This is a genomic window from Paenibacillus sp. P2(2022) (assembly GCF_029522175.1).
GTDB classification, from domain to species: Bacteria; Bacillota; Bacilli; order Paenibacillales; family Paenibacillaceae; genus Paenibacillus; species Paenibacillus polymyxa.
This window is the reverse complement of record NZ_JAKWFI010000013.1, coordinates 1-24929: the sequence shown is the minus strand read 5'-3', so window position 1 is coordinate 24929 and position 24929 is coordinate 1. Positions and strand designations below refer to the sequence as shown.

Below are 24929 nucleotides of genomic sequence, written 5' to 3'. Positions count from 1 at the left end.
TTAATTTGTGCCCTTCTTTTCACTATGTACTTCATTCTAACGCCTCCACAAAATAAAAGTAAAAATCTGTTTAATTGCAATTACCTAACCATATTATCACTAAAATAATAAAAATATCACCTGTTATTTTTGACGATAATCATTTCATGACGAAGTAAAGCAAAAACGGTTAGTTCCTACTCGTTGGATAACAATGTTTAGCCTCTGCGCTATCTTATTAACGCAATCTCCTACTTATTTATTTTCAATGGTAGATCATCAAAAACATATATGGAACTAAGTTGTTTGTTTGGAAATCGTCGCAAAATATTTTACAACTATCTCGCGGAATTCCTGAGCAGCCTGCGAAATATACCGATTCCTGTTCCATAATAAAGCAATTTCCCGTATCAATTCGTGATTCTCTACCTGGAGGTATTTGAGATGTTCCTGCGAATTTCGTGCCGTGCTCGGTATGAAAGCTATGCCAATTTCGGCTTCCACAAGAGTACTAAGCCTTGCAGGTTCATCCCCCTCATACACATATTTAGGCACAAATCCTTCCGACATGCATACAGAGTCCACTAAATCACGAGTACCATAGCCTCTCTTTACGCCGACAAACCATTCTTCCCTTAGCTCTGTCAAGGATACGCTATTTCGATCCGCAAGCCGATGCCCCTTTGGAACAGCTACAAGAATGGGGTCGATACATACGATTTTACATTCGATGTCATTCCCTTCTACAGGAGGTGAGGATAAGCAAAAATCAACCTCCCCTCTATGAAGAAGTGTAACCATTTCCTGCGTGGTCAGCATTTGCACATGAAATTGAATATAGGGTCGTTTTCTCCGAAACTCTCGAAGGATATTTGGCAATGTGCTTGCGGTGGTCACTGCCAATTCGAGAGTTCCGTGTTCTGGGCTGGATAAGTCGCTAAGCTCCTGCTTCCCTTGTTCTAATTCAAACAAAGCCCTTTCTGCACGGTGAAGAAATTTGCTCCCGAACTCATTCAATCGCAGTTTTCTCCCTGTTCGATCGAATAAAGGGACCCCCAGATCTTCCTCCAAGCGTTGAATCGTTTTGCTGAGCGACGATTGAGTAACGTGCAGACTTCGTGCAGCTTCTGTTACATGTTCCAAACGAGCTACAGCGAGAAAATATTGCAGTTGAAGAAGTTCCAAATCGCATCCTCCATTCATTCCCTCAAGTCAATGAGATTATAACATCAAATGCATTGGAATAAATAATCGATTTCGAGTACGATGACATTAATTCGCTATAGGGGGACCAGAAATGAGTGTTCGCAGCTGGTGGTTAATGATTTCAGTTGGTCTAGGGATACTATTGAATCCATTAAATTCTTCGATGGTTTCTGTTGCGATTCCAAGTCTGCAAAAGGTATTTCGCCTTGACTTTACAGGTGTTTCCTGGATTATTTTTTCTTTCTACATTGCAAGCAGCATCGCTCAACCTGTCATGGGCAAAGCCAGCGATTTATTCGGTCGTAGAAAGATATTTCTTACAGGTCTTGTTGTATCATTCATTGCATCATTACTAGCCCCATTGTCACCAAACTTTGGATCGCTCATCGTGTTCCGCATTGTGCAATCCATCGGAACAAGCATGATGGTTGGGGTTGGAATGGCCATTGTTCGAATCCATATTACAGAGAAACAAGCGACTGCGCTGTCTGTTTTGTCCATTTTCCTATCAGGAGCGGCAGCAATTGGACCCTTTATTGGCGGGGTTTTGATTCATTGGTGGAATTGGCCTGCCATCTTTTTCATCAATATTCCGTTTGTGGTAGCCAGCTTTCTATTGGCTTGGAGGACTATTCCTAAGGACGAATCACCAACATCCGTTGCACGCAACATGTCCTTTCGTAAATGGTTTGATTTAATTGATGCAAGAGGAATCCTGCTCTTCACATTAGGGCTGGTTGCCTTGCTCGTTGGATTACTCTCGGCAAAATCATCTGGGCATATCTCGTTAGAAAACGTCATTGTCGGGTTAATAGGCCTCGCTGCGCTGGGGGCATTCGTACGATATGAGTTAAAAGCGACGTCACCCTTTATTCCTTTACGCACGTTCGCCAAATATCCTGCGTTGACTTGGGTTAATGTCGAATTCATGTTCGTTAACGTACTCTATTACTCACTTTTTTTCGGGCTTCCGTCCTACTTGCAAGTGGTAAGGCATGTAAGCGAGTTCCAAACAGGGATTCTCATGCTAAGCTTAGGCTTGTGCTCGCTAGCTGCTTCTCCAATAGCAGGACGATGGATTGATAAATCAGGACCCAGACCGGCATTACTGGTATCCGCAATCCTGATGACATTGGGATCTGTGTGGCTTGTAACATTAAATCCAACTTCTCCGGTGATCAGCGTGTGTTTGGCTTTGGCTGCATTCGGTATTAGCAACGGACTGAACAATGTAGGTATGCAAGCAGCCTTGTTCCAAAGTTCTCCAAAAGAAATAATCGGTGTAGCATCCGGATTGTTTAATACATCAAGATATCTGGGAACCATTTTCTCTTCATTGTTGATAGGTATCGTAATGGGAGGTAAGTTCAGCTTCGAGGGATTTCAAGTGCTTGGGATTGTCCTTACGGTAATTGCATTGACTTTGGTATTCATGAGTCGGCGACGCAGGGAGTCAGGACAATTGCGAGAGTCATAGGTTAACCGTTTCTTCAAATAAACCCCTCTACTCTTTATTTAACGTTAACTTTTCAACGAAAGAGAAAGGAGTTTAGTTAAAAAATAGTTGGCACCATTCCCCCATCTATACGGATTGGAGAGCCCTTAAATGCGGCTGCATAAGGACTACATACAAATGTAGCTAGTCTACCTATTTCTATAGGTCTAATAAATCGTTGTATTTCGGATTGAGGCAGGTTTTCGGCCATAAATTGTTTCTCTTTTTCTAAAAAAGTCATATCATCATTGGCATAAATACCCTCAATAATTTGATGTACATTTTCAGAAAGCGTTGGTCCTGGCATAATCGTATTGACTGTAACTTCTGCTCCTATTGTTAATTTAGATAAGCTTTTTGACAGTGATAACAGCATCGATTTGGTCATACAATACTGTGGCATTTGCCCTGAAGGCATGATTGCTTCTTCACTCGCAATAAAAATAATACGGCCATAATTGTTTTTCAACATTTTAGGTAAATAAAATTTAGATAATCCGTTTGCAGCAAGAACATTAGTACGGAAATATTTTTCCCATACTTCATCGTCAACGTCTTCATATTGCATAATTTCATAAATCCCCATATTATTCACTAAGATATCGATATTGGGGTATTTTTCAAACAAAACCTCCCTCTGCTCCAGATCCACAATATCGGCTGTAGCATTTTGAGGAAAGGTCGTTGGAAAATTTGATTTTATTTCATTTACAGTTTGTTCTACCTCTTCATTATTCCGTCCATTAATAAGTACATTCACACCTTCTTTGGCAAGCTCAATGGCTATTGCTTTACCTATACCTTTTGTAGACCCTGTAACTAAAGCTGTTTTATTGTTTAATCCCATATCCATAATACTTTTCTCCCTCTCATTCGTTTATCTTTGCTGGTAAGCGAATTCTTAGCTTATTTTAAAACAACCTTAAGCTCTGGTATCTGATTATATTACCTTGGGCAGCAATGCTCAGTAACTAGCATATTGCGCCAAAGTTCTTGTTTAACACGCCAGATGAATAAGGTCAGTAATTACAAGCTCTCTGTAGAATGAATGGAGTTGGGAAACTATTAATAGATAGTCGATCTTCCTAGCGATTCTTTTGATATCGAGTTGGTATCTAAATGTGTAGTGCGCCAATTTGAAGGAGTATCCCCTTCCCAAAGACGAAAAGCGCGGTAAAATGAGTTCTGGTCTTCATATCCAATCAAAAAGGCCACTTCTTTTATATCAAGCGAGGGATCTGCCAAGTATTCTAGTGCCTGCTCATGTCTAGCTTGTGTTAACAGTTGTTTAAAGCTCGTATTGTCGTCAGTAAGCCGGCGCTGCAAGGTACGATCGCTCATTCTGAGCTCCTTCGCCACAGCCTGAATGTCGGGGCGTCCTCCGGTGAGGCTACGTTTTATAATCCATTTGACCGCCTCAGTAATTGAGCGGCTGCACTGTTCATCCAGCGACCGGTCCAGAGCGGGTGTGAGAATCTCTAACAACTCTTGGTTGTATGAGACAAAAGTTCGGTCCAGATCTCTTCGATATAACGTCAATCGATTACATTTTGCACCAACCTGGACACTACATCCAAAATAAGCTTCAAGAACCTGCACATCTCCCATGGATTGCGAAAATTCTACGAGCTGCGCCGTCAAAGGCTGGCCAGTGCCACGGCGCCCAAGCTCCAGAAGACATGCAAATGTAATACCCGTCAGCATCGGTGGACCGGGCTGTTTGGTATATAGCCATTCCAGTTCTATGGTACAGTGCTCCCCCTCCTCAGTGACACGTAAGGTTTCGGGAGGACATAGTTGTTTGTACCGAGCCATTCGGTTTAGAGCGTCGCGGTAGTCACGAGCGTGGTAAGTCGCTAAGACGGTCGGTGGGTACTTCGCTGTCTCAAAGACAGTTGCAAGCTTAACGATTCCTTTTGCAGTGTCACCAATGAGATCGGAATATGCCTGCCAGATCGCGAGATATTGTACGCTTGTGACTACGGGCTCATGAATAATGGTGAGCGGCAGTCTTGCTTTACAAGCTACGTCGTGAGCGGAAATTCCTAATTGATACAAACCTGTCCAAAATCCTGGTGGAATTTTAATATGGTCAGAAGTATGAGACTTCTTCATACATAGAGACCTCCTTTATTACTTCCATTTTACCTACTAATTGCACTCTCTGATCATTCCAGTATAGTGAATTTTGTTAATATATGCTTACTGAATGTTTGACCACCATAATAAAAAAGCAACCGGCATACCGGTTGCTTTTGAGTCATTTCTACTTCCAAGTTTATTTTCAAGAACACCAGGGTGTATCAACGTGTATGTTAAATTACTATGTTAAAGTATCCTATATTCTTAATACCTGGAAGTATAGTAAGGTTTTGTATCTAAAAACCTGTAGTATACTGTTTCGGGATCGTTATTTCTTTTTTCAAGTTTGTTGAGGCCTCAAGAGCCCAGTAAGGATTTCTTAACATTCCTCTCCCGACAGCCACAAGATCTGCGTCCTCATTTCCTACTACAGCATTAGCCAGGATCGGATCATCGAGTCTTCCGACTGCAATGACCGGAACTTCAAGTGCTTGTCTGATTTCTCGAGCAAGCGGCACCTGGTATGCTGCGTGACTACCTGGTCTACCCCACGCAGCGATAGGTCCTTCACCGCCTGAAGAAATATCAAAAATATCTACTCCTGCTTGTTGATATTCTTTGGCAAAAGAAATGCTATCTTGAATATCGTATCCGCCTTCTACGTATTCTTTAGCGGAAATGCGCATGATAAGCGGCATGTCTTCCGGCATCTCTGCCTTGGCTGCCTGAATAACTTCTCGACCAAATTTTAGGAGATCTTTCCCGTATTCATCATCTCTTTGGTTGGTAAGAGGCGAATGAAATTGATGGATTAAATATCCGTGAGCTCCATGTATTTCAATGGCATCAAATCCGGCCTTCACAGCACGTGCTACAGCGCCGCGGAACTTCTCCACCATTTCTTTAACTTCTTGTGTTGAAAGTGCTCTAGGTAATGTAGATTTCTCATCAAATGGAATAGCGGACGGAGCAACAGGCACTTCAGCATCTTCTGCTTTACGTCCAGCATGAGCAATTTGAATACCTACTTTTGCTCCATAACTATGGCAGGCATCTACAATTCTTTTCAATGCAGGAATTTGCTCATCAGACCACAATCCCAGGTCAAAGTCAGAAATACGTCCATCTGGTTCTACATCAGTCATTTCAACTATAATGAATCCAGTTCCACCAATGGCACGACTTACATAGTGCATAAAATGCCAATCAGTAGCTATACCATCTTTCTTGTCAACAGAATATTGACACATTGGAGGCATGACGACCCGGTTCTTTAATTCCAAGTCTTTAAATTTATAAGGACTAAATAAATCTTTCATTAAGAAAGACCCCTTTCTAGGTTTTATAGTGTATTATATGCATGCACATGCATATAATACAGCATGCATTTTTTATTTGTCAACTACCGTTTAAACTATGCATTTACGTAAATAAAGGCCCAGAGATTGTATTCTCTAGACCTAGGGTTAAATTTTACTCTATTCAGACATTAAATTTCGTATTAAGTTTTAATTTTATATGAAAGAATTATATTTTTTCAATGAGTGATTGTAATTTTTGCTTCAACTCATCTTTTGAAAGAGCCGACTCCAAAATTTGGTTGAAGGTTTCGAGCGCTCTGTCAAACTTCTTTTCCCCAAAATCGGTCATGCTTGTATAGATTCCCCGACGATCATCTTCACATATATGTCTTTGCAAAGCTCCGCAGCTTTTTGCTTCCATTCTGACTACCAGTCTAGATAATGCACTTTGGCTTAACCCAACCATCTCTTGTAAATGCTGTAATCTTAATTTCTTTTCCTCGGTTTGAGATAAGAAATACAGAACCAAAAATTCATTTAAGGATAAACTATAGTTTTCTTGAAGTGCATGTTCCAATTCATCGTTTATGTTCGATTGGAGTTTAGTAAGGGACAGCCAAATATTTAAAAGTTCGATAGTATTGTTGTTATGCATTTCGACTCACCCGTTCTATTCTAAAGTATAAATAACACATATTATAGGAGTCATTATAGGGAATAATTAATTCTATCAGGGTTACCGGAAATGGTCAAAACCCTTAAGAACAGATAGAGGTTATAGAAAATCCTTTCTGAAGCAGTGACTTAAGTGGTCAACACAAAAACACCTTTCAAAATCGGCCTCCCTTTTAGAAATGGAAGCATTCTCCTGAAGGTGTTTTTGTTTTGAAACCCATTGTAGTTTACTAATTATTTATGGTCAGATACTCTTTTGCGCATTCCAGCCAGTCCCAGTAACCCAAGTAAGCCAATCCATCCCCAATCCATATCGTTGTCATTATCTACGGCGTTTGCTCGTACACTGTTAGCGTTGTAGGTTGAATTGTTGTTGTGATAAGCATTATTAGCTGTGTCATTGGCCACATCTACATTTGCACTTTGTGCTGATGAAGGAACGACTAAAGCTGCAAAGAAGAACATGGAAGCTACAGCAGTGACTATTTGTTTTTTCATAAAAAGGAATCCTCCCTGAAAGTGTGATGCATATAATTTCTCCAAAAAACTGCTCCTTATTCCATTGTGTAATTACAAATTTATTTGGATACTTTTAATCATTAATTGGAACTATAAGATCGGTGTAAAAAATATTAAAGGAGCGGTTATGATGGGAATATTAAGTGGAAATCCAAAAGATGAACCTATGCACTATGGTGAAATTTCCGGTGTTTGGCAATTTTCATTGGCCGCAAAAGGAGCTCTGTCTTTCTACCAAGCATTCCTGAATCATGCAGGAGATAAGGATTTGAAAAAAATATTGGATGCACTCATTGATCAAGCGAAACTTGAAATTAAAGAGTGTGATACACTCCTTACTGATAATGGGATTGCTCCAGCGCCAGCCTTACCAGAAAGACCTCCAGTGAAACTTGAAGATATTCCTGTTGGTGCGCGCTTCACTGACCCGGAGATTGCTGCTAAAATTGCGTCTGATACCTCATTGGGACTGGTGGCTTGTAGTCAAGTGATGGGGCAATCCATTAGAGAGGATATAGGGGCCTTGTTTGCAAAATATCATGCTACCAAAACTGCTTTAGGAGTTAAGATTCTTCAAATGACTAAAGAAAAAGGATGGCTGGTGCCTCCTCCCCTTCAAGTGAAAAGGCCTGAAGCTGTTGAAGTTTAAAAATAGATTAAATCGCTTCTAGCCATATTCAGAACAGATTGAAAGTTAAAACAATAACCCCCATTATCCTCAATATGAGGACAATGGGGGTTAGATTTGTTTACAATTCGTTAAATATCTCTTCGAATCACGCTTTTGTTCGCTGCCGCCTCAAAAATCGTCTCAATCAGCACCAGTACACGGTGCACTTCTTCGCTTTTGATCGCAAGCTCGGCTTTTCCTTCAATGGTGGAGACAAAATTTTCGTAAAAGCTTTCTGCAGCAGCAGGTATTTTCTCAATCGGGAACTTAAGGGTGGATTCCTCAGACGGAGGTGCCATCGTTTTCGTCAACCCTTGACCTGCTTGAATCGGTTTGGGTTCCACGTGAGCGACATCTGGATTCCGAGTGACAATCTCTCCGCTCAGATCCCAATCCTTGATCACTGCGGTTCCTTCAGTTCCTTTAACATACCAACGCGGCAACTTTACGTAATTCGTTGTACCTACTTCAATGACCGCTGTAAGACCGTCCTTAAACTCAATGAAGCTACTAAAGCCGTCATCCACTTCTGTCCCCAAAATATAACTTAAGGTAGCGGTCACGCTTTCGATTTGACTGTCCGTAATCTGAAGTAGCTGATCCAACAGATGCACTCCCCAATCCAGCAGCATTCCTCCACCATACGCCTTCAATTGCCGCCAATCGCCTGGAATGCCGTTAGCTCCCTGAACCCGCGATTCCAGATGGAAAAGATCTCCAACAGTCTTCTTACTGATTATATCTTTGACAATACGGAAGTCTTCATCCCATCTGCGATTCTGATGTACTGTAAACAGACGATTTTCTTGCTTGGCCACCTCGACAATATCTAAGAAATCTGCGCTCGTGATCGTAACGGGCTTTTCACAAATAACATGTTTGCCAGCTTGCAATGCTTGGATCGCAATTTCTTTATGAACGTCATTAGGCGTTGCTATTAATACAATATCTACGTCCTGATCGCCGAGAACGGCATCTAGACTGGCATAGGTTTTATAGCCGGCTGCTGCAGCCAATTCCATCCGATAATCGACAATATCATATACACCGCCAATGGCAAGCTGCTCAATAGGTTCAATTAATTGAACATGGTAGCTTCCCATACCTCCATAACCAATAATAACTACATTGTATTTCCGATTGTCCATTTTCATTTTCCTTCCACTCCTAAATTGAGCCACCACCTATCAAACGGTTGCTCACGGATCGAATTCAATTGTAAATCGGTTACTGCCATGCAGGTCATCCGTAAGATGTTATTGCATACGCTTTCATTATAAAGGAAATCTTTCCCCAAAAAAAGGGGGATATTAAGATCTAGGGGATTCAGTATTGGATAAATGCTCACTCAAGATTTCCTGCATTGACTTCTTTGAATTTTGAAACTGTTTTATTCGATGACCATTGGCACCAGACGGGTGAGGGAATCCCCACAGAATTTTGTTTTCTTGAATTTTTTGTTCATCAAGCAAGCGACGAAGAACGGTCTCGACTGACTTTCCTAATGGAATAATAAGTGGATAATCCAAACATTCTAATTCAGGAAGAAAAGACTCAAGCACTGACCCATACAAAAAAGCATGGTTAATAATAGGAGGCTGATGTCCATTATAATTTTCTTTATTCACGAAAACTGGAAAACGAATTAAGGAAGTTGTATGTAACAACGAGCAATCTGAATCAAATAGTTTACGTACATGCGACACTTTCAAAAAATCATGCAATCCTATTTCTTGAAGCATATTTATTAAGTTGTCTCGCATGGAACCGGCCATCCTAGCTGCAAATTTGGCTTTTTTACAAGCTTCCTCATATGACTCTTGATCCTTCAAAGATACTATGGCAGTTCGATAAGCAATCTCCATCTGCTGCCAACCAGGTGTGATACCAACTAGCATTACTTTTGCAGAAGAATTGATATATTCATTATGCGGGGAATAGAACATTTCAACGTCTCCCGAAGACTTTAATTTGAAATCATTAATCAGCAATTCGTATTTAGAATACTTTTGCTTTACCGGTAACGAATTCATCACAGCAACTATACGCTTTTGATGAGTGGAACAGATCAGGTTGCATCCTCCTTACGAGCTTATATTTGAGTATATATTACAGTTTTACAAGAGGGGTGTTCTTCACACCCCCCACATGTATTTACCAATAAATATCCATCCTTATTGTGGCTGTAAGTTTGCGTAGCTCAGCTCTTTCTATCTTCTTGGGTAATTAAAGAACTGTAAGCGGGAATCGTCACCGTTTCTTTCCTTACTTTAGCATCCTTTGAGGTAGAGAAAACCACTTTCCGCTTTTCCTTATCTCGATCTTTCATCTGGATGGTAACCGGCTCTCCTGACAGATTATGATATACATACAATGTTTCTTTGCCTGAAGAACGTTTGTATGCCGTCACGCTGGCAGAACCTGCTTGGATCGGCTCTAGACTGTCGCTGCGAAGAGCCTCATGTTCTTCCCTCAGACGGATAAGCGTGCGGTAGCTTTCCAGCAGAGAATCATTGTCCCGCAACTGCGCTTCCACCGATACTTCGCCTTTGTTGTATTTGGGTTCCTCCCACTTTGTTTGACCGAGGCCTTCTCCCTTGTACCAGCGCATAGGCTCTCGAAGATACTCATCGGGCTTCTCTCCCTTCATGCCGATCTCTTCCCCATAATAGAGAAACGGCTGACCCGGCAACGTCAAAAGAATGGATGCAGCCAGCTTGGCTTTTCGTACATCCCCGCCCAGCTCGCTCATAACTCGGGTTTGGTCATGATTGCTTAAAAATGGAGCATCGAGTGCCGCCTTATTGTATGATTTGTACAGCTTCAGCGTTTTCTCGGAGAATGTAGCAATACCTTGATCTCGACCGTTTTTCACAGAGTTCAATATCGTTCCGCCCAGGTCAAAATTAAACAGAGAGTGGAGCGATTCGTAATAAGGAGCTATTGTCTCCGGTTTATCCCATACCTCTCCTGCCAGATATACGTTTGGATTTATCTTTTCCATCTCGGAACGGAATTCATTCCACCACGCAATGTTTTTATCGGCACCGTCCTTCGTTTGCCCTTTAAAAATATGCATCGCCGCATCAAGCCGGAAGCCGTCTGCACCTTGCTGTAGCCAATACTTACCGACTTTGATCATTTCCTTGCGGACTTCGGGATTATCAAAATTCAGATCCGGCATCCCGGACCAGAAGGTACCGTAAAAATACCCTTCGCCATTCGGATTCTTATGCCATACCTGCTGGCCCCATGATCCCTTTTCATCCAGGTTTGTATTCTCATCAGCCCATACGTAATAGTCATGGTATTTGCTTTGCGGGTTGGCACTAGCCTCCTTGAACCAAGGGTGCTCGCTACTTGAATGATTGATAACAAGGTCAATGATCACCTTGACACCTTTTCTTTTTGCTTCTTTCGTCAAGGTGCGGAAATCATTCAGATTCCCGTACTGCGGGTCCACTTGATAGTAGTCAGTTACATCATATTTATGGTAGCTTGGAGACGGATTCAGTGGCATGAGCCAGAGACCGCTGACCTGCAAATCCTTACCCGAACGGGGATTGCCGTCGTTTAAGTAATCAAGCTTTTGCGTAATACCTTTTAAATCACCATGTCCGTCCCCGTTCGAATCATAAAAAGAATTGATATAAATTTCGTAAAACACGCCGCTTCCAGCAGAATTCGGAGGCTTATGCCCGTTCATATCCTGCTCGGCCATTGCACTTGAGGCGAACATCGTGAGCATAGGCACCGTTAACAGGATCGTGGACCATTTTCTTAAGCGTTTGTTACGAGTCAAAACATATCAGCTCCTTTAATTGTTATGGGTGCGCCTTCATTATAAAGAAAAACCACCCAAAAAAAGGGGATATTATTATCTATTATAGTGGAAAATATCGATTTTATTGTTTGATGTCTGTATCGAACAAATTGCCTGGGTTAGAGGATCTTTTTCTGATCCTTAACCCAGGCAGTTTGCTTGCAAGTCTATTTTTATCCTTTTACAGCGGAACCTACCGTCATCGCCCGCTCCACTTGTTCACTCAAGAACAGATACACGAGTACCATCGGTAAGGAGGCAATAGTCATAACAGCCCCCATGGCTCCCCAATCTGTACTATAAGAACCTTGGAAGAAAAGCAAGCCTAGCGGCAATGTCTTCATATTTTCATCAGAAATGAGAATATAGGCCAAAGTGAACTCATTCCAGTTGTTCAAAAATTGAAAAATGGCTACAGTTGCAATTGCAGGTAATGCAAGGGGTACAATGATTTTCAGGAACAGTCTATAAATATTAGCTCCATCCATGCATGCTGCCTCTTCTATCTCCTTAGGGATTCCTGTAAGGAACCCATAGAAAATCATGGACGAGAAAGGAAGGCCAATTGCGATATAAGGAAGAATAAGAGCTCCATACGTATTCGTTAGATTAAAATCGCGAACCAGAATCGCCAGCGGTATCATGATAACCTGAAGCGGCATAAACATTCCTATGGTCATATAAGTCCGGACGGTAGAACGAAATCTCCACCTCATACGAGCCACTGCGAAGGCAAACATCAGAGCTAGTAAAAGGATAAACAGAGTCGAAATCGTTGATACGACCAGACTGTTCAGAAAGTAACGGGGAATATTAAATTGTGTCCAGGCATTAATATAATTTTCGTATCGAAAATGCGTTGGCAGTCCAAATGGGTTAGAGACGAAGATCTCATCGTTGTTCTTTAACGAGTAGGATACCATCCAAAACAACGGGTAGACCGAAACAATTAGATACAACCACAGTGGTATCTGCAGGGCAGCATGTCTGAACTTGCTCAAAGCGGTTTTACTCATTTCGTTCTCCTTTTCAATACACGCCTCATCAGGCGGTTTGTCCGCGGTCGAACAGCTTATTGATAACTACAGTTGCCAATAACGAGATTAATACAAGCAGCACGGATACAGCACACGCATAACCATAGTTGCTCTCCATAAAAGCATAGCGATAAATCATGAATGTCATTGTATAGTTTGTAGTGCCGGGCCCACCATTTGTCATAATCAGCATCTGCACAAACGCCCCTATTCCAGAGGTTATCGCGATAATGAAGCAAAATTTGTATGTTTCCCTCATTAAAGGAAGCGTAACATGCAGATGCGCTTTCCATTTGCTGCAACCGTCAATCGTGGCCGCCTCAAAGTAGTCTTCGGGTATTGACTTAACTCCCGCATATAACAACGAGAATTGGTATCCCATAAACTGCCAGGCATTAACAAAGGCGATGGCAATAATGGATGTTGTTGGGGAGCTCAACCAATTTTGCTGATACGGGATGTTCAAGAGTTCAAACAGTCGGTTGATTAATCCGTTGGTTGGATCGTAGATTGCAATCCATAGCTGGCACACCACGGTTACCGATAGGACAACTGGGATAAAATAAGCCGTTTTCAGTATTTTCCGCCCGCGTGTACGTGGGTCCGCACAGATTAGTGCCAATATCGTTCCCAGTCCGATCTGAAAGACTGCCAGTACAATTGCAAAGATCAATCCGTTCTTAAGTGAAGTCCCAAGTAGAGGATCGGAGAATAATTCTCGGTAATTATTCAATCCCGAAAAGGTCAGCGTACTAAGACCATCCCAATCATAAAAGCTGCGAAGAACGGTTTGCAAAACAGGATAGATTAGAATCACGCTATACAGTATCAAAGCAGGGAGGAGAAACAGTGCGAGCGCCGGTTTGTTCCCCAAATATTTATTCATGTCTTGCTTCCACCCCTTATCTTTGGAACAGCACCCTCAGCGCCTTATGCCGCCAAGGGTTGCCGATTCCCTGAATTCTCAGTTTTCTTTATTCAATGTGCTATTCAGATTGCTCACAAAATCGTTTTCAGAAAAGTTGTCTACCATCATATTTTGAGTATTGTCATTAATGGTGTTCTGAATTTTTGTATTGCTAAGAAGTTGAGCATATTCCTGCGCATTAGGCAGCAACTCTTTGACAACTCGCTGCATCATTGCTGGAACATTGGAGGCCATTGGCTTATCTACTTTCACTGGAACTATCGGACTTCCAAGTTGAGTGTATCTGTACTCTGCTGACTTCGAGGCAAGGAATGCCGCTACCTTTACGGCTGTTTCCTTATTTTTGCTATTCGCTGATACTGCATAACCTTGCGGAGAACCTGAGCCGTCAATAAAATATTTGGACTTCTCGTAGGTTGCTTCATCCTTTGCAGGCCAGTACATCCAATCGACTTGATCGCCCAGCTTTTCCTGGGAACTGTAAATTTCCCATTGTCCATTCACGAACATGGCAGCTTTGCCCTGATAAAATAGGGAGGATGCCTGATCATAATTGGTGTTCGTAGCGTTGGCATCGAACAATCCGGCTCTTTGCAGTTGCTTCATTTGCTGTGCTGCTGTTACGAATGCTTCTGGCAATGCTTTTACACCCTTCTCCTCAAGTGCTCCAAATCCACGCGGCTGCTCTCTTGTAACCAGTCCGTTATAAAAAGCGGTCGTAATCCATTTTTCCTTTGCAAAGATCGACATCGGTACATAACCAGCAGCTTTTAACTTTTTCGCTGCATCGGCCATCTGGTCAATCGTCTTAAGCGGTGTTTTGATTCCTACCTTCTCAAAAATGGACTTGTTGTAATAAATCATTTGGAATTCAATACCAGTTTCGGGGTAAGCATACACATGATTGTCAGGAGCTACCAAACGCGATTCAACTCCCGGGTTAAGACTCTTCTTAAATTCGGCTGTTGTGTCATAGTTGTCAAGAACCTCGACATTTTTCGATTTTGCAAAAGTTTGCAGGACAGACCAATCCGCTAAATAAACATCTGGCATGTTGCCCGTTGCCGCATATGTTTTAAGCTTCTGGCCTCCGTCCTGCACGGCAGGATCCAATTCAATTTCTACGTTTGGCATCTTCTTTTTGAGCTCTGCCACCGCATAATCGAACGGCTTAATGGTATCGTCATCGAAATGCTGCGCATACACCTTCAATTTGATCGTTCCGTCCCCTGATCCGTTATTGGAAGAGGCTGAGTTGTCTTCGCCACAAGCAACCAATCCTACGGACATGGTGAGTACTAGCAAGGCTGCACTCCAAATTTTAAGATTTTTTTTCATTTGTTTTATCCCCCTCATGAAGAGTCTTTGATGATTGCGCTTTCATTTGCTTGACTACAGTATACCGCTGCCTCTATTCTTCTTTAAGGAATAAAACGGGTATTATCAGTAAAAAACGGGACAAATAGAGCAGCGGTCCTCCATATAGGAAAACCGCCAGGCTTAAATTGATGTGTTCTGCCTCACAAGGCAGATGCTATCTCTTTTTGAGTTGCTCATATTCAGTGGGTGTCATACCAAAACGTTTCTTGAAACATTTGCTGAAATAGTTGGGGTCACTGTAACCGACACTTTCAGCGATTTCTGACAGCTTCCGATTGCCTTTCAGCAGGAGCTCCTTAGCCTTCTTCATTCGGATGTGTGTAATGTGATCCACTATGGAAAAGCCAGACTCCTTGCGAAATACGCGGCGCAGGTAGCTGGGATCGACGAATACTCCGCACGACACCTGCTCAGCAGACAACTCTGCGTCTGCATAATGTTCCTCAATATAGTTGATCGCCGCCGCGAATAAATTGGAAGCCTTCGTAGGACGCATATTCTCCATCAGCAGGATCAGCTTGCGGTATAGGGCGAGCATCCAACCTTCAGCAGCCTCCCAGGAATCTAACTCTCGCAGCCGTTCGTAAGGAGACTTGTCTCCTCCGTTTTCCCATAGCTGGTCATAAGGAATGCCACGTTCACTGGCAAAAGAAAGGGCTAAAGATACGATTCCCATAAGCATCGCATCTGCGTATTCATCTCCCCATTTATATTTACTAAGCTGGCGGATTGCCTTGCGGACCTCCTCTAGCGTTTCACTGTCTTTCATTCGGAGGTCAAGCACAACCGCATCGCGTAGATGACCCAAATCAGGCATACCTGCTCTGCTATGCAGCACTTCGCCGTCCTGTCCCCTTAACTCTGCACTTTCACTCTCCTGTGGAAGCACTGGTAATTTCGCTTTAATACGTTCCAACATTGAGAGCATTTCTTCTGCATTGAACGGTTTCAGCAAATAATCCTGCACTCCAGTTCGAACGGCCTTCTGTAGATATTCAAACTCGTTATGCCCGGATATGAATACAATTACGATTCGTTCGAACTTGACTTTCAACCTCTCGGCTAATTCAATTCCGTCAATAAAGGGCATATTGATATCAACGAGGGCAAGGTGCGGCTGATGCCGCTCGGCTTCCTGAAGTGCTTCCTGCCCGTTCCTTGCTTCACAGCAAACCCGAAAGCCGTAACTTTCCCAGTCTATCTTAATTCGCAGAAAGTCTCGGAACAGCGGCTCATCATCAACAATCATCACTTTATACATCTTGGTGTACACTCCCCTTTGGCTGCTGCGTTGGTAGCGACAGGTCAACAATGGTCCCCTCTCCGAGAACACTCTGCACGGATATCCCATACTCCTCGCCAAAATACAGGCTCAGCCGTTGCTGAACGCTATAGGTACCGATTGATCGTATTCCTTCTTTCGGTAAATGTCTGGACATAATGTTCTGAACTTGAATTTCGTCCATTCCTACACCGTTGTCCTCCACCCGGACGATCACCCTATCGTTCTGTGTAAAAGCGAAAATACGGATAAAACCTTTGGTTCCTTTCTTCTTAAGACCATGGTAAATCGAATTCTCGACAAGTGGCTGGAGCGAGAGTTTCGGGATCGGTGTACCCGCAAGCTCTGGAGGGATATCCACTTCATAGCGGAACACATCGGGATAACGGATTTGCAGAATAGTCAGGTAATCATCAGTAATCTGAGCTTCCTTTTCTAAAATAATGAGTTCCCGTCCTTTATTTAGCACCATTCGATAAAAATCTGCCAGCGCCTTCGTAGTATCTCTAGCCTCATCATTACGATCCAACTCATTCAGTGCATAAATGGTATCTAAAGTGTTGTACAGAAAATGCGGTTTTATTTGAGCCGTCATCAGTGCGAGTTCATATTCACGCTTGCGGTTTTGCTCCTGCCTCACTTCATCCAGCAATTCCCGAATCCGTCTTATCATAAAGTTAAAAGCTTCAGCAATGGTACCGATTTCATCTTCTGTTCGAACTATCGCAACCGATTGTAAATCGCCGGCTACTACTTTTCGCATGGCTCTAGTCAGCTGTTCGAGAGGACTAACGACCATTTTGGACAGGAAGCTAGCACCGAGCCAGGAAAAAGCAAGACAAAATACGCCGATTAAGAGTGAAAGCCTTACATTTTGCCGGACATCAGCTGTAAGCAGGTTAAGAGAAACAATATTGACCAGCTTCCAACCCATCCGGTTATAATCATTGACCGTTACGAGATTGCCACTATCCTCAAATGAACATGTTTTTGGGGACACATCAGATCCACAGCCTTGGATGGCCTCCGCTAACTGTGAACTCACTGGCTTCATCAGCATCCCATTGTCTTCTGCCACAGCCACACGCATCTCGTTATCTAAAAAATAATAAGATTTGGGCGCATCGGGATCGCTGGAACGAAAATAATCAGACAAACCTTCTTCCTTCACTAACAGAAAAAGCGTTCCATAGGGTTCGCCGGTGTCTATATTAATGACCATCTTTCCCAGCGTCAAAACCGGAGAGTTGGGATCCGGTGTTAGGAAATCTCTCTTCTCCATATCAAACCAGAGTGCTTGTCCATAACTTTCGGATTCCCTTACCCGCTTGAGCATGCTATAGACTTTACTATCATCCCCACTTTCGGTATAAGAAGCAAAAATTGTCCCTTCATTATCAATAAATACTGCCGCATCCACTTCGCGAAAGATTGATAAATCAATAGATAGACGGCTTTGCATCAGGTTACCAAATTGAACACGATCTATGGCAGTATCAGGTCTAGCACCGTACGAATCATACATCCGGTTAATATTCGTGACCATAATGTTGGCCGCCGTTTCCACACTACTGAATATGTAGTCGGTCCGGGACAGGATAAGCTGAGATTCGTCAACTACGTTGCTGGTCGTTTGCTCTATCAATGAACGACTGAAAAGTTGGTTGGACACAAGCCCAAGAATGAGCAGAGAAATAATGATCAGCGGGAGAAATACCGCTATAACCTTGCTTTTAAAGCGAAGGCGACCAAACCACTTACGAGCTAGGGACAGAATATTCAAATAAGACCCCTCCGTCATCAGAGAATATTCATCATGTTAACACAACTAATCTGAACAGTAGTAGAACTAAAATAATGTTAAAAAAATTCAACAATCCATCTTGAAAGTACCAAAAGTATGTGTTAGGATAAAGTCGATTTTTAGTAAAATTATTAACTAAAAAGGTGTGAGCTCTTTGGCAACCATTAAAGACATTGCCCGCGAAGCGGGAGTGTCTGCCGCAACCGTTTCAAGGGTTTTAAATAACGATCTGTCACTATCCGTGAGTCCAGACACCAAAAACAGAATTTTTTTAATTGCTGAGCAGCTCGGGTATAAGCCTTCCCGCCTGAGGCAGTTAAAGAGGAACACGGAACGTGCCGGGAAAACAGTCTCCCTCCTGCTGTGGTGTTCCATTGAGGAGGAAAGAGACGATCCGTATTACGCCTCGATCCGCCGTGGAATCGAACTGCGCTGTGAAGAGCTTGGCCTGACATTGGGACAGACGCTGCGAGGCCGTTCATCTCTCGACACCTTGCAGAAGGCGGATGGTCTGATTGTCGTGGGCGGCGTTGATCCTGAAGAGGTGTCCAAGCTGTATCCGGACAAGAACACCATTGTCCTTGTCGACCAGTACCATGAGCAGCTGGAATACGATTCCGTACGACTCCATTTTCGGCAGGCGGTGGACCAGGCACTTGGACATCTGCTCGAGCTTGGCCACCGACAAATCGGATTTATTGGCGGGAAGAGCGATGGAGAGCGAAGGGCGCATTATTTTGAACGATTCATGCGGGAACGAGGTTTGTATAATCCGAAGTTCGTCCGCATAGGCGCCTGGAGTACTGCGGATGGATATCTAATGATGAACGAGCTTCTAGCCGAGCAGGAACGACCGACAGCCTGCTTCGCTGCCAGCGATCCGCTCGCCATTGGAGCCCTCCGCGCCCTTCATGGACATGGAGTCAAGGTACCCGAAGATATGGCTGTTGTCGGCTTCGACGACATTGAGATGGCGGCCTTCGTGCAGCCTCCGCTAACTACTGTACGCGCCTATCCCGAACAAATGGGAAAAGCTGCCGTGCAGTTGCTCTCTGAACGGTTTGAGGGACGTGAACCACCTGCGTACAGCGTGATCGGGACTAAGCTTGTCATACGGGAAAGCTCATGCATTAACAGTAAAATCAATATTTGAGAGTCAATCGAGATGATAACCCCCTAAGGAGTGAATATCATGAACATTCATGTTAACGAAGCGCTTGGTTTGTTTCACCTGCAGTCCAAGGATTGCAGCTATATTATCCAGCTGGTAGAAGGATATCCTGCACATGTCTATTGGGGAGCTCAGCTTCATCATGACCAAAGTCTCGCAAGTATATTGGAGCTTAGAGAGCGCTGCTCCTTCTCCCCCACTCCTGTTTCTTCCAATCGTACGCTTTCTTTGGATGCGCTTCCACAGGAATATCCACAGTATGGGACAAGCGACTTCCGTCAACCGGCTTATCAGGTTGCGCTTGCGGATGGAACTCGAACTACGGAGCTAAAATATAGTGGCCACCGTGTTGAACCGGGGAAACCAAAGCTTGAAGGCCTCCCTTCCGTCTATACCGAATCGGATGATGAAGCAACAACTCTCCTGTTGTTCCTTGAGGACCAGCACTCAGGTCTTAATGCTACATTACTCTATACTGTATTTGCGAACCACAGCGCTATTGCTAGGTCTACTCTTTTTGAACATAAGGGAAGCGCTGTCATGAATATTGAGCAGGCGATGAGCGCCTCTGTCGACTTCGCCGATTCCAATTATCAAGCTCTCTATCTATCTGGCGCCTGGGTTCGGGAAAGACATATCCAACGCCGCGATCTTGGACCCGGCGCCATTCGGTTGGAAAGCCGGCGAGGCTCGAGCAGTCACCAAATGAATCCCTTTCTGGCCCTGCTTCGTCCAGATGCAACAGAAGATCGTGGGGATGTGTACGGCTTCAGTCTAATCTACAGCAGCAATTTCGTTGCGCAGGCGGAAGTAGAACAGTTTAATCAGACCCGTGTAAGTATCGGAATCAATCCTTTTGACTTCTCCTGGCGGCTTGAACCGGGTCAGTCATTCCAGACCCCTGAAGCCGTGCTGGTCTTTTCCGAAGAAGGTCTTGGGGGCATGTCGCGCACCTATCACCGACTCTACCGCACACGTCTGTGCCGAGGAACTTATCGCGACAAGGAACGCCCGATTCTCGTGAACAATTGGGAAGCCACATATTTTGACTTCGACGCCAATAAAATCGAGGCGATTGCCAAAGAAGCGGGACCTCTTGGAATTGAGCTATTTGTTCTTGATGACGGTTGGTTTGGCAAGCGCGACAACGACAACAGTTCGCTTGGGGACTGGTTCGAGGACCGCCGCAAGCTACCTGGAGGTCTCACCGACCTAGCCAAACGGGTTAATGAACAAGGATTACAATTTGGCTTGTGGGTTGAGCCGGAAATGGTATCACCTGATAGTGAACTGTACCGCACCCATCCCGACTGGTGCCTACATGCGGAAGGTCGGCGGCGGACGGAAGGCCGATCCCAATTGGTGCTTGATCTCTCCCGCAAGGAAGTATGCGATTACTTGTACGAGACGCTGAGCTCCGTATTCTCGATCGCCCCAATTACTTATGTCAAGTGGGACATGAATCGTAATATGACGGAGGTTGCTTCGGCTACCGCTACTAGCGAACGTCAAAAAGAAACTGCGCACCGTTATATGCTCGGACTTTATGATCTGCTGGAACGCCTGACCTCACGCTTCCCGGACATCTTGTTTGAAAGCTGTTCTGGTGGAGGTGGACGATTCGATCCCGGGATGCTCTACTATATGCCGCAGACATGGACCAGTGATGACACTGATGCTATTGAAAGATTGGCTATCCAGTACGGCACCAGCATCGTGTATCCGGCCAGTACCATGGGGGCCCACGTATCGAACGTGCCGAACCACCAGGTGGGACGAAACACCTCCCTCGCCATACGTGGCGACGTGGCAATGAGCGGGAATTTTGGCTACGAGCTTGACCTTACTGCATTTACAAATGAAGAAAAAGAGCTTGCTGCCAGACAAATTGCCCAGTATAAAGAAATCCGTTCCCTTGTACAGCAGGGAGATATGTATCGACTTCTTAGTCCGTTTGAGGGCCGAGGCAATACTGCCTGGATGTTTGTTAGCGAGGACCAGTCCGAAGCTTTTGTCGCTTACTTCCGTGTGTTGGCTGAGCCAAATGGTCCTATCCGGCGACTAACTCTAAAAGGACTTGACCCAGCTAAAAAGTATATAATCGAAACCGGGGCAACCAGCAATACTTCAGAACCTGTCGGTGGTACCTTGGCTGAAGATGGCGTCTCCCCCTTCCGTGTGGCGTTCGACGGTGAAATTTTTGGAGGTGACCGTCTAATGAAGATTGGACTTGTTGTCTCGGATCTCACTGGGGATTTTGCCAGCTCTACCTTCCGCCTTAAAGCTATCTCCTGTTAATCATAGTTCAGCCGGTGACGATAAAAAATTAAAACAAGGCAGGTCGATTTTCCGACCTGCCTTGTTTAATAACTTTGTGACCATTTAATAGCATCCTTGATTTTGATTCTCCATATCATATGATCAAAGCCTTTTCCCCAATAATCTTTTAATAAATAATCAGGAGTTCCAAACTTCTTTTCCCATATTTTTTGTGCAATACGATACCCACTATCTAAACAAAATTCTTCTACTCCTCTATCTTTCAACGCCAGATACATTGATTTCAATAATAAATTTCCTACTCCAATCTTCTGGTAGTCAGGGTGAACAAATACAGTTCCTACCTCGCACAAATTTTTTAATGCATCATTGGTAGATTTACTTATAAGTTCACTTGCCGGGCCATATTCAATTGAACCCATTATTCGATCCCCGTCTACAGCGATTAAAAAATATCGTTGCTCACCGTGGCTTTCTAAGTCACTTTCCAAATACGCTCTTTTAGTCTCAATTTCATCCTCTATATCCTCCAGCTTGCTTCCAATACCTTCTTTAGCAAATGTGTCTGTAATCACTATTCTAAACAATTCATTTAACTTTTCGGCATCTTTAACTTTCGGTCTTCTGATTTCTACATCATTCATCTAGATTTCCGCCGACGTACGATTCAGTACAGACCCTATTGAAAGTACACTACTCAGTAGTTCCATTAAACTTGTTATTTCATAAGTGGGTTGAATACCAGACGTATTTGTTTTTCTGGCAGGGTTGAACCAGCAGGTATCAATTCCGTACTTATTCCCTCCTTGAATATCAGAGGTTAAAGAATCGCCGACCATAAGGACCTTACTTTTATCTGAAATGGCTAGCTTGGCAAATGCGTAATCGAAAATACCAGCTTGTGGCTTTTGGCAACCCACTTCTTCTGAAATAATTACCTGCTCAAACACATCACGCAGCGGGGAAAGCTGAATTCTTGAGGTTTGGACCTCTTTGATTCCATTCGTAATAATCGCCAAACGACACTCAGATAGTACATCACATAATTCAATCGCTCCGTCCATCAAAAAAGCACCTTCACCCAAATAACGTAAATAAGCAGCACTAAAGGCGTCTGGATTGAAGTCTAGCTTATGGACAGTAAACAATCGTTTAAATCTTTCCACCCGCAACTGTGCCGAGGTAATAAGTCCTTCCTCTGCCTCTCGCCACAACACACTATTAATCTCATCATAGCTGGATTTGTACTCTGTGGCCCCTTGCGGCAATCCAAATTGGGTGAACGTATTATGTAGCGCATGGCTCTCTGCCATTTTAAAATCAAACAGCGTATCATCAACATCAAATAAAATAATTTCGTATTTCAAAACGACCTCCAACCTCCATATCATAACTTTACATTGTGGTTAAGTTCCGTGAGCCTTGGAATTGTTCCAGATGGTATATAAAAAAACGGAAAATAGACAATCATTACAGTATGATCTCTCGGTTATTATACAGAACCTCATTGATCCGTCAAGTCATGACAAAAAGAATGGAGTAATATTTTCTATGAGTTTGAGCCAGTGCGAAGTAACATGCTTCGTGCCAAACTACTACCATAGCGATTTATAAATGAAAGGAGAATGCTAACTCAAGCTGTCCCCGATGCTTCAGTGACAAGCCTAAAGATAAACATTCTCCTTTTAAAATTCAAACTATTTGTTCTCCATTCGTAGATCTTTAGGGTCAACCTGCCATCATCTTCAAGTCTGTTTCCAGTACCGGAATCGACTGTTTTAAAAACCTAGTGATTTTCATTAATCCATTCGGTTAATGTTTGATCAAAATAATGAGGTTCTTCAAACATCGGATTATGGCCACTATGCTCAAAAACCACCTTTTTTACGTTCGTATAGCTATCATCGACCCGATCCCACAATGAAACAGGCGCGACTAAGTAATCAGTTCTTCCAAGACCAATAAACATGGGCTTATCGACATCTCCCAAGGACTGTATCAAATCTATCTTTCCGAAGGCTTCTCCCCATAAATAATCAATGATAGGCATGTTCGTGTGCACATCATTCCACATATGAGCTGCATCATAGGTATAATCATAAAAACTTTGGGCTCCCATACGTATACACACGTGAACAAATCTTCTGTCGGGATCTCTTTTGATATCATCCTCTAATAAAACAATATCTTTTTCAAAACGTTCTTTTCTGGCTGGACTGGCCGTTTCATAAAAGTATGACAAGCTTTGCCGTTGTCTTTCTTGGCTGTTCGTAGGCGCTGAATTTAATAGCACCACTTTTTCAACATAGTCTGGGTATTGTTTAGCATATTCCAAAGCCATAAAAGCATGCCCGGAATGTCCTAATATGATAAATGGATCTAAATGAAGGCATTGTCTTGCTGTTTCTATGTCTTTGATGACTTTATCCAAAGTATAGTCTTCTGGTTTTAAAGCACGAGTCGGTTTTGCAAACCCTCTATGATCTAAGAAAATAAACTGAAACTTTTTATATAAATGGTCTGAAAATATGCGAGGATAATATACACTACTGCCGATCACCAATATCGGCTTTCCGTTACCTCTTGTAGTATATTTCAGCTCAAATCCATCACTAATAACCGTTTGATAAGTGCTCATCCTCATCGTCTCCTTTTCTTCTTTAAATCACTCCCTTTCCGTTGTTTAAATCCCTTGTATTCTCCATAGAGCGTTCCAGCACTACAACTCACCTCTGAAAGTCCGTTTATTTTATGAGAAAAGTTTAACATGATATTTTCAAAAATAAAACGGGTTTACTTTTTCTTACTTGTCCTGACTTATCAGATTCATATTGGATTTTTGAGAAGCACATCTATTTAGGAATCAAAAAGACCGCGATAATCGCGGTCTTTTTGATGTAGAGATTATACTTTTATTCGCTTGGCGGCGTCCTACTCTCCCAGGACCCTGCGGTCCAAGTACCATCGGCGCTGGAGGGCTTAACGGTCGTGTTCGGGATGGGTACGTGTGGAACCCCTCCGCCATCGCCACCAAACATGAATTTGCTCCGCAAATTCTTCCGTAGGGTTATTCGGTTCATCACAAATTGTGTGAATGAATAGCCATACGCTTGTCGTATGTACTTCTACATACCTTCAAGGTTACACCCTGAAAACTGGATCCGAAACTGCATTGCGTCTTATCTTTAGGATAAGCCCTCGACCGATTAGTATTGGTCAGCTCCATGCATTACTGCACTTCCACCCCCAACCTATCTACCTCGTCGTCTTCAAGGGGTCTTACATACTGGGAAATCT

Annotated in this window: 21 protein-coding genes and 2 rRNA genes; 4 read left to right on the top strand and 19 right to left on the bottom strand. The window is 43.2% G+C overall.

The genetic code is table 11. From position 1 onward, the window contains the following. Nucleotides 1-276: 276 nt before the first annotated feature. Nucleotides 277-1164, bottom strand: coding sequence for a LysR family transcriptional regulator (locus MMB75_RS23885; RefSeq protein ID WP_102998120.1), 888 nt, complete (start codon nucleotides 1162-1164; stop codon nucleotides 277-279). A gap of 112 nt (nucleotides 1165-1276) precedes the next feature. On the opposite strand from MMB75_RS23885, the gene MMB75_RS23880 reads away from it, so the two are divergent. Next, nucleotides 1277-2662 (top strand): MFS transporter, encoded by a 1386-nt coding sequence (locus tag MMB75_RS23880; RefSeq protein ID WP_103042410.1) that lies wholly within the window; start codon nucleotides 1277-1279, stop codon nucleotides 2660-2662. A 76-nt stretch (nucleotides 2663-2738) separates the two neighbouring features. Here the strand turns inward: MMB75_RS23880 and MMB75_RS23875 are convergent, their stop codons facing one another. From MMB75_RS23875 to MMB75_RS23855, 5 genes are all read right to left on the bottom strand, one after another. Further along, a complete protein-coding gene (locus tag MMB75_RS23875; RefSeq protein ID WP_103042409.1) occupies nucleotides 2739-3533 on the bottom strand; it encodes an SDR family NAD(P)-dependent oxidoreductase in 795 nt (264 codons plus the stop codon). Nucleotides 3534-3745: 212 nt separating this feature from the next. Continuing rightward, nucleotides 3746-4795, bottom strand: a complete 1050-nt coding sequence (locus MMB75_RS23870; RefSeq protein WP_103042408.1) for an AraC family transcriptional regulator — start codon at nucleotides 4793-4795, stop codon at nucleotides 3746-3748. A 263-nt stretch (nucleotides 4796-5058) separates the two neighbouring features. Further along, entirely contained in the window at nucleotides 5059-6081 is a 1023-nt protein-coding gene (locus tag MMB75_RS23865) for an NADH:flavin oxidoreductase/NADH oxidase (protein ID WP_103042407.1), read from the bottom strand. A 208-nt stretch (nucleotides 6082-6289) separates the two neighbouring features. After that, a complete protein-coding gene (locus tag MMB75_RS23860; RefSeq protein WP_016818764.1) occupies nucleotides 6290-6718 on the bottom strand; it encodes a MarR family winged helix-turn-helix transcriptional regulator in 429 nt (142 codons plus the stop codon). A gap of 254 nt (nucleotides 6719-6972) precedes the next feature. Then, nucleotides 6973-7236 (bottom strand): WGxxGxxG family protein, encoded by a 264-nt coding sequence (locus MMB75_RS23855; RefSeq protein ID WP_016818763.1) that lies wholly within the window; start codon nucleotides 7234-7236, stop codon nucleotides 6973-6975. 151 nt (nucleotides 7237-7387) lie between these two features. Between MMB75_RS23855 and MMB75_RS23850 the strand changes: the two genes are divergently transcribed. Next, on the top strand, nucleotides 7388-7906 hold the full coding sequence (locus tag MMB75_RS23850; protein ID WP_019687234.1) for a DUF3231 family protein: 519 nt from the start codon (nucleotides 7388-7390) through the stop codon (nucleotides 7904-7906). Between the two features lie 110 nt (nucleotides 7907-8016). Here the strand turns inward: MMB75_RS23850 and MMB75_RS23845 are convergent, their stop codons facing one another. The 8 genes from MMB75_RS23845 to MMB75_RS23810 all read right to left on the bottom strand — a co-directional run bounded on the left by MMB75_RS23845 (nucleotide 8017) and on the right by MMB75_RS23810 (nucleotide 18160). After that, a complete protein-coding gene (locus tag MMB75_RS23845) occupies nucleotides 8017-9081 on the bottom strand; it encodes a Gfo/Idh/MocA family oxidoreductase (RefSeq protein ID WP_044787916.1) in 1065 nt (354 codons plus the stop codon). A gap of 156 nt (nucleotides 9082-9237) precedes the next feature. Then, nucleotides 9238-9873, bottom strand: coding sequence for a hypothetical protein (locus MMB75_RS23840; RefSeq protein WP_052679241.1), 636 nt, complete (start codon nucleotides 9871-9873; stop codon nucleotides 9238-9240). Nucleotides 9874-10127: 254 nt separating this feature from the next. After that, nucleotides 10128-11729 carry an alpha-amylase family glycosyl hydrolase gene (locus tag MMB75_RS23835; RefSeq protein WP_044787918.1) on the bottom strand — a complete coding sequence of 534 codons (1602 nt, stop codon included), beginning with the start codon at nucleotides 11727-11729 and terminating at the stop codon, nucleotides 10128-10130. A gap of 194 nt (nucleotides 11730-11923) precedes the next feature. Beyond that, a complete protein-coding gene (locus MMB75_RS23830) occupies nucleotides 11924-12766 on the bottom strand; it encodes a carbohydrate ABC transporter permease (RefSeq protein ID WP_013371135.1) in 843 nt (280 codons plus the stop codon). A 28-nt stretch (nucleotides 12767-12794) separates the two neighbouring features. Next, complete coding sequence (locus tag MMB75_RS23825) at nucleotides 12795-13673, bottom strand: carbohydrate ABC transporter permease (RefSeq protein ID WP_016818758.1); 879 nt, start codon at nucleotides 13671-13673, stop codon at nucleotides 12795-12797. 78 nt (nucleotides 13674-13751) lie between these two features. Further along, nucleotides 13752-15053: an ABC transporter substrate-binding protein gene (locus MMB75_RS23820; RefSeq protein ID WP_025364847.1), complete on the bottom strand. Its 1302-nt coding sequence runs from the start codon at nucleotides 15051-15053 to the stop codon at nucleotides 13752-13754. Between the two features lie 196 nt (nucleotides 15054-15249). Then, nucleotides 15250-16356: a response regulator transcription factor gene (locus MMB75_RS23815; RefSeq protein ID WP_045245255.1), complete on the bottom strand. Its 1107-nt coding sequence runs from the start codon at nucleotides 16354-16356 to the stop codon at nucleotides 15250-15252. Continuing rightward, on the bottom strand, nucleotides 16349-18160 hold the full coding sequence (locus tag MMB75_RS23810; RefSeq protein WP_045245254.1) for a sensor histidine kinase: 1812 nt from the start codon (nucleotides 18158-18160) through the stop codon (nucleotides 16349-16351). The genes MMB75_RS23815 and MMB75_RS23810 overlap by 8 nt, the downstream gene beginning before the upstream one ends. Nucleotides 18161-18335: 175 nt before the next feature. On the opposite strand from MMB75_RS23810, the gene MMB75_RS23805 reads away from it, so the two are divergent. Both MMB75_RS23805 and MMB75_RS23800 read left to right on the top strand, forming a co-directional pair. Further along, nucleotides 18336-19334: a LacI family DNA-binding transcriptional regulator gene (locus tag MMB75_RS23805; RefSeq protein WP_016818754.1), complete on the top strand. Its 999-nt coding sequence runs from the start codon at nucleotides 18336-18338 to the stop codon at nucleotides 19332-19334. Nucleotides 19335-19373: 39 nt separating this feature from the next. Then, nucleotides 19374-21650 (top strand): alpha-galactosidase, encoded by a 2277-nt coding sequence (locus MMB75_RS23800; protein WP_045245253.1) that lies wholly within the window; start codon nucleotides 19374-19376, stop codon nucleotides 21648-21650. 65 nt (nucleotides 21651-21715) lie between these two features. Here MMB75_RS23800 and MMB75_RS23795 read toward each other — a convergent pair whose 3' ends face one another. The 5 genes from MMB75_RS23795 to MMB75_RS23775 form a co-directional block, all read right to left on the bottom strand. Next, a complete protein-coding gene (locus MMB75_RS23795; protein WP_019687226.1) occupies nucleotides 21716-22276 on the bottom strand; it encodes a GNAT family N-acetyltransferase in 561 nt (186 codons plus the stop codon). Next, nucleotides 22277-22999: a YjjG family noncanonical pyrimidine nucleotidase gene (locus MMB75_RS23790; RefSeq protein ID WP_045245252.1), complete on the bottom strand. Its 723-nt coding sequence runs from the start codon at nucleotides 22997-22999 to the stop codon at nucleotides 22277-22279. A gap of 419 nt (nucleotides 23000-23418) precedes the next feature. Further along, a complete protein-coding gene (locus MMB75_RS23785; protein WP_044787924.1) occupies nucleotides 23419-24270 on the bottom strand; it encodes an alpha/beta fold hydrolase in 852 nt (283 codons plus the stop codon). A 280-nt stretch (nucleotides 24271-24550) separates the two neighbouring features. Next, a 5S ribosomal RNA gene (gene rrf / locus MMB75_RS23780) occupies nucleotides 24551-24667 on the bottom strand. 151 nt (nucleotides 24668-24818) lie between these two features. Then, nucleotides 24819-24929 (bottom strand): 23S ribosomal RNA (locus MMB75_RS23775); the annotation flags it as partial.